Source organism: Colwellia psychrerythraea, from assembly GCF_000764185.1.
GTDB classification, from domain to species: Bacteria; Pseudomonadota; Gammaproteobacteria; order Enterobacterales; family Alteromonadaceae; genus Colwellia; species Colwellia psychrerythraea_B.
Map to the genome: position 1 here is coordinate 369462 of NZ_JQEC01000002.1, position 17506 is coordinate 386967.

At 37.5% G+C, this 17506-nt stretch carries 17 protein-coding genes; 6 read left to right on the forward strand and 11 right to left on the reverse strand.

Features of this window, described 5'->3' with window-relative positions:
• Window positions 1–14: 14 nt before the first annotated feature.
• Complete coding sequence (locus GAB14E_RS20755) at window positions 15–1103, reverse strand: TRAP transporter substrate-binding protein (protein WP_033080441.1); 1089 nt, start codon at window positions 1101–1103, stop codon at window positions 15–17.
• 271 nt (window positions 1104–1374) lie between these two features.
• Here GAB14E_RS20755 and GAB14E_RS20750 point away from each other — a divergent pair, with 271 nt between their 5' ends.
• Window positions 1375–2511, forward strand: a complete 1137-nt coding sequence (locus tag GAB14E_RS20750; RefSeq protein ID WP_033080442.1) for an FIST signal transduction protein — start codon at window positions 1375–1377, stop codon at window positions 2509–2511.
• Window positions 2512–2525: 14 nt separating this feature from the next.
• Window positions 2526–4337: a putative bifunctional diguanylate cyclase/phosphodiesterase gene (locus GAB14E_RS0122455; RefSeq protein WP_052093403.1), complete on the forward strand. Its 1812-nt coding sequence runs from the start codon at window positions 2526–2528 to the stop codon at window positions 4335–4337.
• 3 nt (window positions 4338–4340) lie between these two features.
• On the opposite strand, the gene ubiA is transcribed toward GAB14E_RS0122455, so the two are convergent.
• Together ubiA and GAB14E_RS20740 are read right to left on the reverse strand one after the other, a co-directional pair.
• Window positions 4341–5204, reverse strand: coding sequence for a 4-hydroxybenzoate octaprenyltransferase (gene ubiA / locus GAB14E_RS20745; RefSeq protein WP_033080443.1), 864 nt, complete (start codon window positions 5202–5204; stop codon window positions 4341–4343).
• A gap of 34 nt (window positions 5205–5238) precedes the next feature.
• Entirely contained in the window at window positions 5239–5874 is a 636-nt protein-coding gene (locus GAB14E_RS20740) for a chorismate--pyruvate lyase family protein (protein WP_033080444.1), read from the reverse strand.
• 185 nt (window positions 5875–6059) lie between these two features.
• On the opposite strand from GAB14E_RS20740, the gene GAB14E_RS20735 reads away from it, so the two are divergent.
• Window positions 6060–6449: a flagellar basal body-associated protein FliL gene (locus tag GAB14E_RS20735; RefSeq protein WP_033080591.1), complete on the forward strand. Its 390-nt coding sequence runs from the start codon at window positions 6060–6062 to the stop codon at window positions 6447–6449.
• 55 nt (window positions 6450–6504) lie between these two features.
• On the opposite strand, the gene glpG is transcribed toward GAB14E_RS20735, so the two are convergent.
• From glpG to GAB14E_RS20715, 4 genes are all read right to left on the reverse strand, one after another.
• On the reverse strand, window positions 6505–7395 hold the full coding sequence (gene glpG, locus GAB14E_RS20730) for a rhomboid family intramembrane serine protease GlpG (protein ID WP_052093404.1): 891 nt from the start codon (window positions 7393–7395) through the stop codon (window positions 6505–6507).
• A gap of 6 nt (window positions 7396–7401) precedes the next feature.
• Window positions 7402–7728, reverse strand: a complete 327-nt coding sequence (gene glpE / locus GAB14E_RS20725) for a thiosulfate sulfurtransferase GlpE (protein ID WP_033080445.1) — start codon at window positions 7726–7728, stop codon at window positions 7402–7404.
• A gap of 112 nt (window positions 7729–7840) precedes the next feature.
• The gene (tdh, locus tag GAB14E_RS20720; protein ID WP_033080446.1) at window positions 7841–8866 is read right to left on the reverse strand and encodes an L-threonine 3-dehydrogenase; all 1026 of its coding nucleotides are present in this window, start codon (window positions 8864–8866) and stop codon (window positions 7841–7843) included.
• Between the two features lie 145 nt (window positions 8867–9011).
• Complete coding sequence (locus tag GAB14E_RS20715) at window positions 9012–10220, reverse strand: glycine C-acetyltransferase (RefSeq protein WP_033080447.1); 1209 nt, start codon at window positions 10218–10220, stop codon at window positions 9012–9014.
• A gap of 212 nt (window positions 10221–10432) precedes the next feature.
• Between GAB14E_RS20715 and GAB14E_RS20710 the strand changes: the two genes are divergently transcribed.
• Window positions 10433–10861 (forward strand): Lrp/AsnC family transcriptional regulator, encoded by a 429-nt coding sequence (locus tag GAB14E_RS20710; protein ID WP_033080448.1) that lies wholly within the window; start codon window positions 10433–10435, stop codon window positions 10859–10861.
• 298 nt (window positions 10862–11159) lie between these two features.
• On the opposite strand, the gene GAB14E_RS20705 is transcribed toward GAB14E_RS20710, so the two are convergent.
• Window positions 11160–12035, reverse strand: coding sequence for an alpha/beta hydrolase family protein (locus GAB14E_RS20705; protein WP_156115638.1), 876 nt, complete (start codon window positions 12033–12035; stop codon window positions 11160–11162).
• Window positions 12036–12124: 89 nt separating this feature from the next.
• Here GAB14E_RS20705 and waaA point away from each other — a divergent pair, with 89 nt between their 5' ends.
• Window positions 12125–13459 carry a lipid IV(A) 3-deoxy-D-manno-octulosonic acid transferase gene (waaA, locus tag GAB14E_RS20700; protein WP_033080450.1) on the forward strand — a complete coding sequence of 445 codons (1335 nt, stop codon included), beginning with the start codon at window positions 12125–12127 and terminating at the stop codon, window positions 13457–13459.
• Window positions 13456–14211, forward strand: coding sequence for a 3-deoxy-D-manno-octulosonic acid kinase (locus tag GAB14E_RS20695; protein ID WP_033080451.1), 756 nt, complete (start codon window positions 13456–13458; stop codon window positions 14209–14211). Before waaA ends, GAB14E_RS20695 begins: the two co-directional genes overlap by 4 nt.
• Window positions 14212–14278: 67 nt before the next feature.
• Here the strand turns inward: GAB14E_RS20695 and GAB14E_RS24685 are convergent, their stop codons facing one another.
• From GAB14E_RS24685 to GAB14E_RS20685, 3 genes are all read right to left on the reverse strand, one after another.
• Window positions 14279–14716, reverse strand: coding sequence for a hypothetical protein (locus GAB14E_RS24685; protein ID WP_156115639.1), 438 nt, complete (start codon window positions 14714–14716; stop codon window positions 14279–14281).
• A 91-nt stretch (window positions 14717–14807) separates the two neighbouring features.
• Window positions 14808–16112, reverse strand: coding sequence for a sensor histidine kinase (locus tag GAB14E_RS20690; protein WP_033080453.1), 1305 nt, complete (start codon window positions 16110–16112; stop codon window positions 14808–14810).
• A 3-nt stretch (window positions 16113–16115) separates the two neighbouring features.
• Window positions 16116–17504, reverse strand: coding sequence for a sigma-54-dependent transcriptional regulator (locus GAB14E_RS20685; RefSeq protein WP_033080454.1), 1389 nt, complete (start codon window positions 17502–17504; stop codon window positions 16116–16118).
• Window positions 17505–17506 lie beyond the last annotated feature (2 nt).

Consider the following 17506-nt stretch of genomic DNA (forward strand, 5'->3'; position numbering starts at 1 on the left):
AAATGATGGTAAGGTTACTTGCCATCAAAGTTATCAAGATAAGCTCTGTCAGACAAGTTGGTCCAAGCACGTACTTGATGTTTATAATCATTTAACGATTTCAAAATTTCGGCTGTCAGCGGATCTTTAGCAGCAAACTCTTTTAATAGCTCGTTATTCGCTTTCAAAATGGCATTCATTACTGGTTTAGGGAATGAGCGCATTTGCACATTAGGGTAATCACTTTTTAGTGAGGCTAAGTTAACACCACTGGCATGCATCGATTGTGCGTACATATCATAAGCGGCAGCTTTCATCGCCACAGTTAGAATTTTCTGCAGGTCTTTTGGTAACGAATTATAAGCTTTTTGATTTACCATAAATTGTAATTCAGTACCTGGCTCATGCCAACCAGTGTAATAATATGGCGCTATTTTATGAAAGCCCATACGTAAATCTAGTGATGGTCCAACCCACTCTAAAGCATCGATAGTGTTACGTTCCAATGCAGTATACAGCTCACCCGATGGGATATTTGTCGGTTTAGCACCTAATTCTGCTAAGACTTCGCCAGCAAAACCTGGAATTCGCATTTTCAACCCCTTAAGGTCTTCAACGCTGTTGATTTCTTTTTTAAACCAGCCACCCATTTGGTTGCCAGTATTACCACCTGGGAACGACATAATACCGTATTGGTCATAAACTTTTTTCATTAACTCCATGCCGCCGCCATAATAGAACCAAGCATGTTGCTCAGACGCTATCATGCCAAAAGGAACGGCAGTAAAAAACATGGTATTAAAGTTTTTACCTTTCCAATAATAAGAAGCTGAATGGCCCATTTGATATTGGCCACTTTTTACAAAATCAAAAATTCCTAGTGCCGACTTATGTTTATTAGAGGAGTCTATGCGAATAGTTAGTCGGCCATTGGACATTTCCTTGACCATTTTGGCCATGTTTTTAGTGGCGTCACCAAAAATTGGAAAGTTAGGCCCCCATGTTTCAGCTAAGCGCCAACGATATTTTTTGTCATCATCGGCATGAGCTAATGCTGACAGCCCTAGTGAGGATAACCCAAGCGAGACCACGAGAGCTGCTTTTACGAAAATTGATTTTTTCATCCGTCCTTTCCTTTTAACTTAATGTCATTAATTATTTTTATAATATATAGATTGCTCACTAGTTGTACTGTGCTTGCATTCAACAATGCAACTAGACATAAGTAGTAGCTACCATATTCCTGTGCCTAGCGAACAAAAGACCAGAAATATTTTCTAATAAAAACCGCCCAGCTAGATTACAAAAATTAACACTAGTTTTCTATTAATAACTTAGGCATCATGATAATTGGTAGTAAAACCATAATAATAAAACACCAAGAGATACAATAAGATGAATACCGGATTATTCACTTGGCATACTCATAGTAATGCATTATCTGATTTTAAGTACGGCTTAAGTCTTGCTAAAAGTAGTGGTGCAAAAAGCTTATTGGTATTAACTTGCAGCCAAAATCATTATCCAGAAGATCAACTTTCTGCTCTATTAAGTACCTGCTCTTTGACAGTATTTGGTGGCATTTACCCTATGCTTACCCTGCAAAATACTTTATTAGAGCAAGGAGCGTTGATCATTGGCTTTCATGAATCATTTGATGTCACCCTATTTTCACAATTGCATCAGGTTACCGATGAAGAAAGCTTAGAAGCTCTTATCACCTCAACCCTCGAAGCAAAAGACAATTATTGTGGTCGAAATGATTTTTTGATGTTTTACGACTCATTAATCAATAATATCGAGGATTTTATTGATTGCATGTTTGAATGTTTAGATCACGGAATTAACATTGCCGGTGGTGGTGCTGGTAACTTAGATTTTATTCAGAATCCTTGTATTTTCACTAACCAAGGCCTGCACAAAAATGCAGTATTACTGGTCACCATACCCAATAAAGTCAGTGTCGGTGTAGCCCATGGCTGGAAGATTTTTAAGGGGCCTTTTTTGGTCTCTAATGCGCATGAAAATACAGTATACAGTTTAAATTACCAATCTGCATTTGAGGTTTATTGCCAGGCAATTGAAAGTGCTAGTGACTATAAATTTAATAACAGTAATTTTTTCGATATAGCTAAAAATTTCCCATTAGGTATTGAAGATATTAATCATAACTTGATTGTCCGAGATCCCATTTACGCCCATAAAAGCGATTTAAAATGTGCTGGCAGTATACCTATCAATTCTATGGTGTATTTACTTAAAAGTGATACTGATACTTTAATTGCTTCTGCTGAGCAAGCCGCCATAACGGCATTTTCTACACCAACTGAAATAACATCTACTACAATGATATTTGATTGCATCAGTCGGGTGTTATATATGGAAGATAAATTTGAGCAAGAGCTTGATGTTATCGCTAAGCATTGCACCACCCCTATTTTATTTGGTGTACTTTCATTAGGTGAAATAGCCAACAGCCCAAGTGGCGCTATTCGCCTGCTTAATAAATCAACTGTAATCAGCTCTTGGTAGCAACGGGATAAACAATGAATAAAGCACTGTTTATTATCTCATTACAACATGAACTTGCCATGGCTATTGGTAACAAATTAGATTTAAAAGCCATGTTGAAAGTTTTTTTAAAAGTCTGCTTTAATCGACTCAACTTAACCAGTTCACATATCTATGTATACTGCGATCATAGCGGTATGCCGAAAAAATTAGTGGCGCTTGAAAGTATGGATTACCAGCACTTTATTAGCATACCTAAAAATAAGCGCGGCCAACCTTGGCATAAAAATCCAATACTAACTAACTTTGCCGAGCAACTGAATCATGCTCAACAAAACCTTTCATTGCAATGTGACAATGATCAGTATTTATTTGGCTTTATCATTCCTGATCATGGTTTACTTATCTTCGAAACTCATTACGCTATAGCAGAAGAAGTACAAAAGGCGTTGTCACCCATTTTAAAAAAACTAGCTACTAGCTGTTATACCTCATTAGTACACGACTCCCTTGTTAAAGAAGTACTGTCAAGACAACTCATTGAAGATAAAGTGGCTTATCAAGCGCAACATGACGGTTTAACGGGTCTATTTAATCGTCAGCATATTAATCATTTACTTAAAAGTGCTATTGATGATGCTCATAGTAATAAAAAAATTGGTAGTGTCATCTTTATTGATCTAAATCGCTTTAAACCGATAAATGATGCTATGGGACATAGTGTCGGCGATAAAATATTACTCACTTTAGCCAATCGACTTTATTCGTTAAATAACGAGAATATTGATGTCGGCCGCTTTGGTGGTGATGAATTTATCATTATCATTAAAAACCTTAACCATTGTTATCAAGACACTATTAACCAATTAATTAGCCAGATTAATCAGTTACTGATCATACCCTTCGTTATCGATGCCAACTCATACAAACTCAGCTGTAGTATTGGATATTCACTATTTCCATTACAAAGCAGTACGGTGAATAATTTGATTAAGTTTGCTGACATTGCCATGTATGAAGCGAAACGAGAAAAGTGTCGACTAGGGAAAAAGTACCAAACGGTAATGTCTGAGAAAATAAAAAGACGCCTCGCATACGCTGATGATATGAAGCAAGGTTTAGAAAATGGCGATTTTAAATTATATTATCAGGCGCAATATAGTCATTATGGCGACATTATCGGTGCTGAAGCGTTATTAAGATGGCAACATCCCGTACATGGTATTGAATCACCTGCGGTTTACATACCTATTGCTGAAGAAAGTGATTTAATTCTCGCCATTGGCCAGTGGGTATTAGAACAAGCTTGTCGCGATATTCACCAACTTGAACTATTAACATTGCCAGAGTCCTTTAAAAAAATAGCGATTAACATCAGCGCTAAGCAGCTAAATCAACATGATTTTCAAGATCGGGTACTTAATGCTATCAAGCAAAATGATATTCCAGCAGAGCGTTTAGCCCTAGAGTTAACAGAAAACTTATTAGTAGAAAATATTGAAGATTCAATCAAACTCATTGCTGCACTTAAAGAGCAAGCTATAGATTGTAGTATCGATGATTTTGGCACTGGTTATTCATCACTAACTTATTTAAAGCGTATTCCGGCGAGCCTATTGAAAATAGATCGTTCCTTTGTCGCCAATATAGATCAATGCAAAGAAAGTGCTGCCATTGCCAGTATGATCATCAGCTTAGGCAAGACCCTCAATATGAATATACTGGCTGAAGGTGTTGAAACGGCGGCAGAATTGAACTGTTTAAAAACCCTGGGTTGTTATCAGTACCAAGGTTATTATTTTAGCAAACCATTACCCTTTGAAAAGTTTGTGCAACTGCTCAATTAAGCACTATAAATACTCAATTGCTATACCAACAAAAACAATTAAACCAACCCAGTGATTATGTAAAAAAGCTTGAAAACAAGCATCTCGATCTCTATTAACAATCAATAACTGTTGATAGCTAAATAAGCCTGCTGCAACAATAAGACACAACTGATACGGCCAACCAAAAGCTAATATATCACCCACTGTCCACAATAAAGCCAAGGTGATTAATTGTAAAAAACCGATAATACGCTTATCGTTATCGCCAAATAAAATAGCCGTTGATTTTACCCCAATTTTAACATCATCCTCTCTATCGACCATAGCGTACATAGTATCGTAAGTCACCGTCCAGCATAGGTTAGCTGTAAACAATAACCAAGCAACTAAGGGTATCTGACCTTGTGCCTCTGAAAAGGCCATGATCATGCCCCAACTAAAAGCCGCGCCTAAAAATACTTGTGGCAACTGGGTGTAACGTTTCATAAAGGGATAAAGAGCCGCTAAAAACACCGCGACCACAGATAGGTAAATTGTTGGCCAACTTAGGGTTAACACTAAACCAAGTGCCATACCAATTAACAGACCAAATAAGTTGATGGCCTGCTTAGTTGTAATCATGCCATTTACAAGCGGTCTATTTTTAGTACGCTCAACCTGGCCATCTATTTTCCTGTCAGCTAAATCATTTATTACACAACCAGCACCGCGCATGATAAAAACACCTAAACTAAAAACTAACAGTAAATGCATATTTGGCCAGCCATCACTAGCAATCCATAAAGCCCAGTAGGTAGGCCATAATAATAAATAAGTACCAATGGGCTTATCCATACGGGTAATTAATTTAATTGCTAGCCATTTTTTTTGTAATTTTTTCAGCATTTATTTGTTTCTTTTAAGAGTTTTAAATGTTTTATTACTTTGATGTATTGAAGCCTGACTTTTCTTGATAAGCAAAAGCACCTGGCAGAAAAACCTCGGCCACCATCAAGGGCTTATTATCCAAGACAAATATAGAACGACGACCCCAAAGCTCCTGCTCCAGTGTTGATTCTTCATTGAAAATGGCATTACTTTTTGTCAACTGACTTGCTAATATTGCAACACTTGAATCACTGTTAAAAGAAGATAACTCCAATCGCTGGCGTTGTAATGTTGGGTTGTTAAATATTACTTGCCCTAATGGTTGCTCACCTAAATTAGCAAGGTCCTGTTCGTTACCTGTTAAGCTCGTTAAAGGTAACAAACTTCGAGCGAAAACCTGCGGCACATCATCACAATATAAAAGCACTTCACGCACTAAAATAGCCTCGCCAGCTTTAATAAGGTGACACGCTTCTGCCGCTGAGCATAATTGTTTTTTCTCGCCAATCACCCTCACTTTAAATTTATCACAGTGACTTTTCAAACGTGCGGTGAGTGAGCCTTCATCAAGTAGCCAATCTTTAAGTTCCACTGAAAGTGAGCATAATTTTGCATCACTAGGCGATTGCCATTGCCCTGATAAGGTTACCGGAAAATTTATCGGAAAGTTCACTGTTTTCTGTGTCATGAATCTACTTTATTGAATAATAGCGGGTATAAGATCGACGCTATAATAGCAGACCTAAGAAGTAAACTCATTCATCTCAATCAAGGTATCAGAAAAATGATAAATTAGTAAAAAATAATCAGGCAAAAGAGTAAAATCAGGTTATGATAAGGATAAGTTCAATCATGCCAAACCAACTGCCATTTATGTTTAAATACTTATTTCTCTCTGCTTTCCTACTCACCTTAAGCACCTGTTCATCTTGTGCCAATGCTAGCGATTATGCCTATTACGGCTTTGAACCTGACATTGTCACCAATTATGTCGCGGTGAAAAAGAAAATGGGTTATGTACGTTTAACGGTAGAGTTGATGGTTGCAGGCGATGACTTAACCATAGTAGAACATCATGCACCTTTATTACGTGATGCCATCATCAAGATTATTGGCCAGCAAGCGGAAGCTAAAGTAAAATCAATGAAAGGCCGCGCAGAAATTCAATTACAATGTGAAGAGCAAGTAAAAGAGTTACTCATTAAAGAGACCGGCCAACCTCTGATTAAAAAATTACTCTTTACTCAATGGTTAGATAACTAAAATGAGTAAACAAGCATTTACTCATTAGACCGCTAATTGGACCTAAATGATTAAATTATTTCTTAGCGCTTATACCAAGTACTTTCACTGTAAATAGCGCTAAAAAGCAGCCTGATAGTAAACCAAGTAAATGAGCGGTATTGGCGACATTTACAGGTAATAAATCAACAAAGCCAAGCACTAGCCAGAAAAGTAAAAAGCCCACCAATGGCTTAGAAAGTGATAAACCTCGTTCTGGTGCTAAATAGCCAAACCACCACACAAAACCTACCAAGGCATACACCACACCAGATAAACCACCAAAATTCGCTCCTGACACTAAGTATTGCCCTAAATTAGAAACAATCGCCGAGATAAGTAATAAATTTACTAAAGTCGCTTTACCCAAGGTGTTTTCAATACTGCCACCCAATTGCCACCACCACATGGTATTAAAGACAATATGCAGCCAAGAGAAATGAAAAAAAGCGGGACCAATTAAACGTAGTGGGTCTGCTATAAAAGCATCCAGTGATAATTGCGGATAAAACTGTAAGGTATTGAAAAGTTGTTGCGCCCAACCAAGTTCACTACCAAGAAAAACTAGCCAGCAAAGGCTAAAAACGACTAAGGTAATAAAACCAGCATGGGCTAAAAAGTTTTCTTTGAAGCTCTTTAATAAACTGAAATCATCAGAATTTAAGGTGACTGTTTCACCTCGTTCCCATGCCGCTTGTTGATATTTATCGGCGTAAGGTTGCTTAATAAAGGCTTCAAATTCAACTTTTGCTTGGTTGAGTTTATCTTGTGGACAAAAGATCACATAACCTTGTTCTTGGCTTACTTGAAGTTTTGCGGGAATGTCTAAAGACTGCAAATAATTACTGAATAATAAAGCAATATTATGATCTTTAAGTTGCACCAGCGACTGTAAACTATCCGTATTCTCAGCAGACTCATTTGTCATCAGTAACTATCGCTCAATATTATCGGGAAATTGTATTTGCCATTGAGTGAAACCGCCGTCAAGAGAGTATACATCGGTAAAATCTTGGCTAATGAGAAATTCAGCGGCTTGTTGACTGGAAATACCGTGATAACAACAAACAACAACAGGTGCATCGGGATCAGCTTCACGAATAAAATCAGCCAATGATTCATTAGTTAAATGAATCGCGTCGACAATACGACCATTCACAAAGGAATTAGCATCTCGAATATCAACTACAATATGTGATTTATCCGCCATCACGGCCTGTAGCTCACTGACTGACATATGTTTGAAACTGTTCTCTGACACTATTTAATCCTCATTTAACTGCTGCCTTAATGGCAGTACTTTTATCTTACTAAACCTAATAAAAAACGCCACCTTATTAGGTGGCGTTTTTACAGCAGCTAGTATAGCGGATTTAAGTCCAATCTAAAATTACCTTACCCGATTGACCAGATCGCATCACATCAAAACCCTGCTGAAAATCATCAATATTATAGTGATGGGTAATAATTGGCGTGAGATCTAAGCCAGATTGAATCAAACTTGCCATTTTATACCAAGTCTCAAACATTTCACGGCCATAAATACCTTTAATGGTTAAACCTTTAAAAATAACTTGGCTCCAATCGATGGCCATTTCACCACCAGGAATACCTAACATGGCAATTTTTCCGCCATTATTCATATTTTCTAACATGCTCGTAAACGCCATTGGCACACCTGACATTTCTAAACCAACATCAAAGCCCTCAGTCATGCCCAGCTCTTTCATAACATCAGTTAAGTTTTCTTTGCTGACATCAACAGCACGAGTAGCACCCATTTTTCTAGCAAGATCAAGACGGTATTCATTAATATCGGTGATAACGACATGGCGAGCGCCAACGTGTTTAGCAACAGCAGCAGCCATAATACCGATAGGGCCAGCTCCAGTAATTAATACATCTTCACCAACTAAATCAAATGACAATGCGGTATGTACTGCATTCCCAAACGGGTCGAAAATTGCAGCTAAATCATCAGATATTTCATCCGGCAATTTAAAAGCATTGTAAGCAGGTATCACCAAATATTCTGCAAATGAACCTTCACGGTCAACACCAACACCAACCGTATTACGACATAAATGCGTTTTACCGCCACGGCAATTACGACAATGACCACAAGTGATATGGCCTTCACCGGAAACACGGTCACCTAAACTAAAACCTTTAACTTCTTGGCCAATACCAACCACTTCACCCGCATATTCATGACCAACAACCATAGGAGTAGGAATGGTTTTTTGTGCCCATTCATCCCAATTGTAAATATGAATATCAGTACCACAGATGGCTGTTTTTTTAATTTTTATTAGCAGATCGTTATGGCCTAGTTTTGGCTTTTCTGTATTTGTTAGCCAGATGCCCGGCTCTGCTTTTAATTTACTTAAAGATTTCATTATCGCTCTCTATCTTGGTGATATTCTTCTGCTATAAATTGTATAGCCCACTTCAATTCATTATTTATATCGGGCTATACAACTGGCATTTAGTTCTGGTTAATTAGGTACTTATAATCAGCAACTTTTATGCAGGCTCTGTTAACTAAATAACGGCCATTTCTTTACCAATACGGATGAAGGCTTCAATTGCATGGTCTAACTGAGCTTTAGTGTGCGCAGCAGAAATTTGAGTACGAATTCGTGCTTGCCCTTTAGGCACTACAGGGAAAGAAAAACCGATAACATAAATACCTTCAGCTAATAAGCGATCTGCCATTGCACTAGCAACTTTTGCATCGCCTAACATTACCGGCACAATAGCGTGGTCAGCACCAGCACAAGTAAAGCCAGCAGCTTCTATATTGTTACGAAAATAAGCGGCATTATCTTTTAGTGTTTTACGTAAGGCGTCGCCGTCAGCTAATAGTTCGAGTACTTTTAATGAAGCATTCACAATTGCTGGAGCTAGTGAATTTGAAAATAAATAAGGGCGTGAACGTTGGCGTAACCATTCAACCACTTCTTTTTTAGCTGATGTAAAACCGCCGGAAGCGCCGCCCATGGCTTTACCTAAAGTACCAGTGATGATATCGACACGACCCATCACTTCACAATACTCATGACTACCACGGCCTTGTTCACCAACAAAACCGACCGCATGTGAATCATCAACCATAACCATGGCATTGTATTTGTCAGCTAAATCACACACACCTTTTAAGTTGGCGATAACTCCATCCATTGAAAACACACCATCAGTAGCGATTAACTTAAAACGCGCGCCTGCTGCATCAGCTTCAATTAAACTTTGCTCTAAAGCAGTCATATCATTGTTGGCATAACGGAAGCGTTTAGCTTTACATAAACGCACACCATCAATAATAGAGGCATGGTTTAGGGCATCACTGATAATAGCGTCATCTGGACCTAATAATGTTTCAAATAAACCGGCATTGGCGTCAAAACAAGAAGAGTATAAAATAGTATCTTCCATACCTAAAAACTCGCTGATGCCTTGCTCTAAGGTTTTATGAATATCTTGTGTACCACAAATAAAACGTACCGATGCCATACCAAAACCATGTTCATCCAAACCTGTTTTTGCTGCAGCAATTAATTCAGGGTGATTGGCTAAACCTAAATAGTTATTGGCACAAAAGTTAACTACATTTTCACCCGTATTAACGGCTATTTGTGGTTGCTGAGCAGTAGTAATAATACGCTCAGCCTTGTATAAACCATCTTCTTTTACTTGCGTTATTTGTGCGCTTAAATGCGAGTAAAAACCTTTTGTCGATACAGAGTCAGTCATGTAAGTTCCTTAAATAGTGAGTGTGCTTAATACCAATCGCACTAATTTATGCATTTAGTATATATAATCATATTATCAACTCAGTCAGTACTCGAATAAAGTGACACTACTTAATAATATGACCTTTTTTATAGTTAAATTGACATCTTTACCTGTCAAAGTGTAAGTTAACGACTGTATTATGAATAGTATCACTAGAAAAGGAGTGTAGTTTGTTAACCGAAAAAGATGAAGAATTGCTGTCAATATTACGACTAAATGCTCGAGCCAGCGTTTCAGATATCGCCAGAGCAACAGGAGTTTCGAGAACAGCTATACAAAATAGACTCAACAAGCTTGAAAATAATAATGTCATTAAAGCATATAGTGTAGTGCTTGGCAGCGCCTATACCAGCGGCTTAATTTCTTCTAATGTATCATTAAAAGTAAAGCCCAATTTACGAAAAACTATTTGTCTCGCCTTAAGAAAAGTTCATCAAATTAGTCATATCCATTCGATAAGTGGCGAATATGATTTATTGGTTACCATACAAACCAACACTCTAGAAAAACTTAGCGAGGTACTCAATATGGTATGTTCAACTGAAGGCGTGGAAAGAACTAACTCGGCTATCATTCTTGATACCATTTTTGAACGTTAACTCTAGTATTTTTAACCTAGTCTAAATCTAATCCTTATGAATCGAATTAAATTATAGCCAGCCGTTTTGTTACTTAACCTGAACTTTGGATAATGAGTACTTGATGTTTAAGTAAAAACATCAGCTAGCGGTTATTAAGAATTATACTTGCAAGATTAAGTAGGTATATCTTCTATCAATTTATTCAATTATCAAGGTAAAACGTTTATGAATAACGGGTTATGTCTCGACGTTATAACGCTGAGAATCGGATAAAGGAGAATATAGGGCAGTGATGCTTATCCAGAGCTCAGGTTACTTAACGCAGAGTAAAGGTCAACCAGAGGGAGATATCATTAACCAAGTACTTATTCGCCCTGATGATTTGATAATTTAACTTGTCACCTTTGTATATTTGCAGTTTTGAATACCTAGCGCCACTCCAAGCAAACAATTCCTGTGCCGTAACATAACTCATCGCATGTTGAGCTGAGCTGATAAAGTAACTTGGTATATCAACCAAGTTTTTATAACGCTCTTTATCGGCATAAGACATGTCAGGCGTTAATAACACCATTGAGTTTAAATGTACTTGTTCTGCTAACATTACCGCATAAGCACCCGCACAGCCGCTAGCAACAATTGAAATCCCCTGAGTTTTATCAACTTTTTTGCGTAAGAAATTATAAGCCGCCAATAAATCTTCCGACCAATAGGACATCAACACGGCTATTTCAGTTTGAAAACTAATAATATCCGTGGCATTTTTTTTTACTTCTAATTCAGAATAACCTTGTGCAACACTGCTGCCGTAACCGCGAAAGTCTAGCGATAAAGTATGTAAACCTTGCTGGGCAATACTTGTAGATAAGCTTTTATATTTTTTACGATTACTATGACAGTCATGTAAAACAATAACGCCTGGCATATGTTTAGATGAGGCTTTATTAGGGAAAAACCGATAATCGGCTGATAATAAAAAGTCATGGTCAGGCCGAGCATTAAACTGTACTTGGTATTGCAGAGCTGGATCAATATTTTCTTGCTTGGCTGCCTGTTGACCTTTGGCATTATTTGCCAATACAGAGCTTTGTGCGCTAACAGACATCGCTATGCTATAAACAGATAGAATACACAGATAAGAAAGATATTTTACTTTACAATTCACTAAGATTTTCATTACTTTTTGCTGCATGCTTTTTACTATCATAATTGCTAACGCTTATTTGGAAACCCTTTGGTATAATCTACCGATAAATTTATTATAGAGCAATATTCACCAATATGATTTCCTTGCTAATTTACCGTATTTTACTATTGCTATTACTGCCATTTCTGCTGCTTTTTTTACTTATTCGTTCTAAAAACAATAAAGCTTATCGCCAACGTATATTTGAACGATTAGGTTTGTTTCCAAAACCACATAAGCAAGGCGGCATAGTTGTGCACGCCGCAAGTGTAGGTGAAGTTATCGCGCTGAAAAGCTTTATTGAAAAGTTATTACTTAACTACCCAAATTTACCGATCACCATTACATCTTTTACCCCAACAGGTTCAGCACAAGTAACTAAGCTATTTGGTAATTGTGTGCAACATGGTTATTTACCCTTAGACATATTCCCCTGTACGGCATTATTTTTGCGTCGATTAAAACCAAAAATGATAATTTTTATGGAAACTGAGTTATGGCCGAACTTAATTGCACAATGTGCCCAACAAAATATTAAATTATTACTGATTAATGGTCGATTATCGAAAAAATCTTTAACCAGCTACCGAAAAATTAGTCCACTGATTAGACCCTGCTTAAATCGATTTGATAAAATTCTTACTCAAAGCCAAGAGAATTTAGACCATTTTTTGCAATTAGGTGCACAGGCTAGTCATTGCCTTAATAGTGGTAACTTAAAGTTTGATATTAGTGTTAACGAACAAGTAGTGCAAAAGAAGACCGAGTTAAGCAAATTACTTTTTGCTGATAGTAGCCAGGATAAAAGAACTATTTGGTTAGTAGCCAGTACCCATGAGGGTGATGAATTAATTGCCTTAAGCGCTTTTAAAGAATTATTATCTCACTACCCACAATTATTATTAGTTTTAGTACCACGCCACCCTGAGCGTTTTGCACAAGTGGCCAAGCTTTGCCTTGAACAAGGTTTATCATTAGCAAAGCGTAGTGAAAATACAATAATTAATGATGAGCAAGTATGGTTACTTGATAGCTTAGGTGAATTAATGGCGGCTTTTTCTTTAAGTGACATTGTCACTATGGGAGGCAGCTTCAGCGAAGTAGGTGGTCACAACCCGTTAGAGCCTGCATTATTTAATAAGCCCATCATCGTTGGTGACAATATGAGCAATTTCAACGAAATAATGCAACAGCTTAGACACGAAGATGCCATCGTTGAACTATCCGCCAACGATCCTAGCATGCAACTTGTTAATGAAATTAGCACTTTATTAAAACAGCCAAGTCGACAAAAATCTCTTGGTGAAAATGCCTTTAACGTAGTTAGAGCAAATCAGGGAGCCAGCGACAAAACCTTAATTCAAGTAAAAAAACTGCTAGCCACTGCATCTATTAGTACCCTGTCAAAATCATTAGGAGATAACTCTTGAACCAAACTATAAGCAACGAGAAATTTTCTAAAGTAGAACAAGGTAAAAGCACTTGTTTTTTCAATGAAACACTCATCAATGATTTTAGTGTCGATATGCTTAACCCAAGCTATTGGCAGCAACAAAATGCAGTCACTGGTTCTGCACAAGGGCGTGGTACCACTTGGTTTGTTGCCTATAGTGATAGTAATAATATCAAACATGACTGGGTTTTACGCCATTATTACCGTGGCGGTTTAATAGGTAAAATAATTAATGATTCTTACTGGTTTAGTGGCTTAGAAAAGACCCGTGCGGCATGTGAGTTTGCCTTATTACGGCATATGAATGCTCTTCAACTACCAGCACCTGAGCCTATTGCCTATCGCGTTATTCAACAAGGTCTAACCTATAGAGCAGATTTACTCTCTAGCAGGATTCAACACGCACAAGATTTAGTGGCAGTATTAAGTGAAAATGTTTTAACTAATGATGTGTGGCGACGCATTGGAGCCACGATTAAACGTTTTCATCACCATGGCATTTATCACCATGATTTAAATAGCCATAATATTTTACTCGATGATAAAGATCAGGTTTTTCTAATCGACTTTGATCGCGGTGAATTACGTACTAACCCTGTTAATACGCAATGGAAACAAGAAAACATGGCTCGCTTGCAGCGTTCATTCTTAAAAGAATTGAATAAACTAGCACAGTTTTATTTTACTGATGACAACTGGCAAGCATTAATGAATGGTTATCTCGCCTAAGCTTATACCTATAGTTAAAACGTCTATGTCGAATGAAAGCCCTTTTTATCTTAACAAAAAGACTCAATTATTTTGGAAGTTCAGAGTCTTTTTTTTCCACTATTTTATTAAGGTAACGATCGATTGTAGTTTTAGCTGAAGCGGTTAAACCACCTTTGCCATGTTGCTCTTTTAATAAGGATTCAACTTGAGAAAATAGCTGGTCAACACTTACCTCGGCCTTAGCTTTTGGACTGCCAATATCATTTGAGTTTTCCGCGGCCTTGCTAGAATCGTAGGTATGATTACCAAACAAGTTCAGCCACGAGTCACTTTGTTGACCTAAAGCCATTAATCGATGAAAATAACTTTTGGAAAGAGAGTTTCCTTTAAAAATATCTACCAGCCCGCAGATTATTGATAACGGGCTTAACAACAGATCACGAACGGCATCCATCGCTAGCTTCACTTGAAAAACAAACATGTCCCTGATCAACGTCCAACGTGATATATCCGGTTCGTGCATCCATTTTCTCCCTTATTCATCAAAATGTAGTAACCACTAAGGTTTTTAAAGAATACGCCTTAGCGCTATGTAATGAAATTGGTATTATTCTTTATCTCGGTAAATTAATTTCAACCTGACAGCCACCTTCAGCTCTATTCGATAAGTTTAATTGCCCTTGATGCCCTTCTATGATTTGCTTGCACAATGATAGGCCAATACCCGTGCCTTGGGCTTTCGTGGTAAATAACGGTACAAAAACATTATCTAAGTTTTGTATGCCGGGACCTTTGTCTAAAATATATATAACAACTTGATTAGCTCTATCTTTTATCAATAAATCAATTTCATTATTAGTTCCTGAAGCTTCATGTGCATTCTTTAACAGGTTAATTAGGCATTGCTCTAACTGAGCGATATCTACCCTTAATATTACTTGTGCTGGTATGCTTAACTTCACCGGATAGTTAAGTAATGACACTAGTTGCTCAATAACGGGAATAATATCAACTGACTGCAGTTTAGCTTGTGGTAAATGGGTGAGTACTCGATAACCAGCCAAGAAATGTTTTAAACTAGTCGCTCTATCTCGAATTATCTTTAATCCTGATTGAATATCTTCTTTATCATCCAATTCAATCTCACTTCGCGCTGTTAATTTATCTAAGGTTGAAGCTAACGAGATAATAGGTGCCAATGAGTTATTGATTTCATGACTTAATACTCTAACCAAATTTTTCCAAGCTTCTTGCTCTTGCTGGCTTAATAATAGGTCTAAATCTGAAAAGATATATAAAGTATGTTGTTGAGCCTGCTCTCTAAAGCCGTCTTTAAAAATGTGCCAACGAGCGGTGCGTGAGCCTAGAGTCAGTTTCTTTATTGAATTTGATGTGAGTTCGGTCAATTGCCCCAAATTCACATCAGTTAATGTTTTATGGCGTAATTTTGACTCATTTAACCCCAGTAATAATTCTGTCTCTGGGTTTACCATGGTAATTTTACCCTGCTCATCGCAGGCAATAATGGCTACTTTAATTTGTTTAATAACTTTAGCTAGCAGTAACTGACTCTCTTTAAAGTCATAACGTGCAGTGGTAAGTGAATCAGCTAACTTATTGACTTGTCTTATTAAATCACTATGGCCGCTCTGGCCTTTTTCTGCTTTACCACGCAGTGAAAAGTCACCTACATTTAAGGCTTCGACCAAATTCGCTAAGGAGATAAATTGGTCTTTAATATCATAATAAAAATGATGGCAAGAAAACCCCACAATGGCCGACAAAAAAATAGTTACCAGTGCTTGTAAATAAAATGAGACCTCGATAGACCAAAGTAAAAAAATAGCGAGGGAATAACAGGGTAAAATAGCCCACAATACAGTGGTAAATATTCTTTTTTCAAAAGAGCCATTAGCCATTAATTAAAGTCCAAATTTGTCTAAGCGACGATAAAAAGCACTGCGACTCATCGCCAATGATTTAGCGGCGTCAGATGCATTGCCTTTATTAAGTTTTAATCGTTGCTCAATGACTAATTTTTCAATGTCATCCATAGTCATTTCATCTTCAAAAGCATAATGTTCAACTGACAAAGTTTCTTGAGCTGGCTCGTTAACAGCGTCAACCAACATTAAGTGCTCGGAAAGTATTTCATCGCAAGCTAACAAGGTCGCTCTCTCTATGGTATGACTTAACTCTCGAACATTGCCCGGCCATTGATACGCTAACAACTGCTGCACTGCTTGAGCTGATAATTTAGGTACAGCCTTATTATATCTCGCTGCACATTTCACCATGAATGCTTCAGCCATAGGTAAAATATCATCAAGACGTGCTTTTAATGGCGGAATTTCAACGACAAAGGTATTTAAACGAAACAGTAAATCTTGGCGAAAAATTTTCTCTTTCACCATTTGTTGTAAATCACTATTGGTAGCACTAATCACTCTAATATTTGCTTGTTGGGTTTTACTCGCGCCAACTTTTTCATATTGGTGTTCTTCTAACAACCTCAGTAACTTAGCTTGCTGAGCCAAAGGAATGTTGGCTATCTCATCTAAAAACAAGGTGCCCTGTTCGGCTAACTCAACGCGGCCAATACGATTTTCTTTCGCGTCGGTAAATGCGCCCTTAACATGGCCAAACATTTCACTTTCAAATAGAGAGTCTGTAATCGCGCCCATATTAACCGATACAAAGGTATTCTTAGCCCGAGTACTCAATTGATGAATGTGGCTGGCCAATAAGCTTTTGCCTGTGCCGTTCTCACCCGTAATTAGAATATTAATATCTGCCTTTGAAATTTGCTCAAGCGTATTGAGTAAACTTTTCATCGCTGAAGATTCAGCCACCATATCATTACCGTCTAATACGGCAATTTGTTGCTTTAAATTATTATTTTCTTCAGTCAGTTTTAGATTATTTTTAGTTTGCTGTCTTAACGCTAACTGGTTATTAATCACCGATAATAACCGATCATTTTCCCACGGCTTTTGAATGAAGTCGCCCGCGCCAGACTGCATAACTTGTACTGCGATTTCAACAGTAGCCCAACCGGTCATACAAACTACTGCTATATTGGCATCATACTTTTTCAATTTTTGGGTAAGCTCTACCCCTTCAAGGCCTGAAGTCGTATCTAGCTGATAGTTGAGATCTATTAATGCTAGGTCTATTTCTTTTGATTTGATTAAAAACTCAACTTCAGCGGGACTGGTTGCAGTAGTGACCTGAAAGCCTTCACTTTTTAAAAATAACCGTAAAGCGGCTACTATGCTGGCATCATCATCGGCAATAAGGATATGGGACACAA

Bases quoted from the DNA above. Each gene is read 5' to 3' on its own strand.
- tdh (WP_033080446.1), bottom strand. From the start codon at position 8,866: ATGAAATCTTTAAGTAAATTAAAAGCAGAGCCGGGCATCTGGCTAACA.
- GAB14E_RS20755 (WP_033080441.1), bottom strand. From the start codon at position 1,103: ATGAAAAAATCAATTTTCGTAAAAGCAGCTCTCGTGGTCTCGCTTGGG.
- glpG (WP_052093404.1), bottom strand. From the start codon at position 7,395: ATGACAAATGAGTCTGCTGAGAATACGGATAGTTTACAGTCGCTGGTG.
- ubiA (WP_033080443.1), bottom strand. From the start codon at position 5,204: ATGCTGAAAAAATTACAAAAAAAATGGCTAGCAATTAAATTAATTACC.
- GAB14E_RS20750 (WP_033080442.1), top strand. From the start codon at position 1,375: ATGAATACCGGATTATTCACTTGGCATACTCATAGTAATGCATTATCT.
- GAB14E_RS20735 (WP_033080591.1), top strand. From the start codon at position 6,060: ATGTTTAAATACTTATTTCTCTCTGCTTTCCTACTCACCTTAAGCACC.
- GAB14E_RS20740 (WP_033080444.1), bottom strand. From the start codon at position 5,874: ATGACACAGAAAACAGTGAACTTTCCGATAAATTTTCCGGTAACCTTA.
- GAB14E_RS24685 (WP_156115639.1), bottom strand. From the start codon at position 14,716: ATGCACGAACCGGATATATCACGTTGGACGTTGATCAGGGACATGTTT.
- GAB14E_RS20690 (WP_033080453.1), bottom strand. From the start codon at position 16,112: ATGGCTAATGGCTCTTTTGAAAAAAGAATATTTACCACTGTATTGTGG.
- GAB14E_RS0122455 (WP_052093403.1), top strand. From the start codon at position 2,526: ATGAATAAAGCACTGTTTATTATCTCATTACAACATGAACTTGCCATG.
- GAB14E_RS20715 (WP_033080447.1), bottom strand. From the start codon at position 10,220: ATGACTGACTCTGTATCGACAAAAGGTTTTTACTCGCATTTAAGCGCA.
- waaA (WP_033080450.1), top strand. From the start codon at position 12,125: ATGATTTCCTTGCTAATTTACCGTATTTTACTATTGCTATTACTGCCA.
- GAB14E_RS20705 (WP_156115638.1), bottom strand. From the start codon at position 12,035: ATGCAGCAAAAAGTAATGAAAATCTTAGTGAATTGTAAAGTAAAATAT.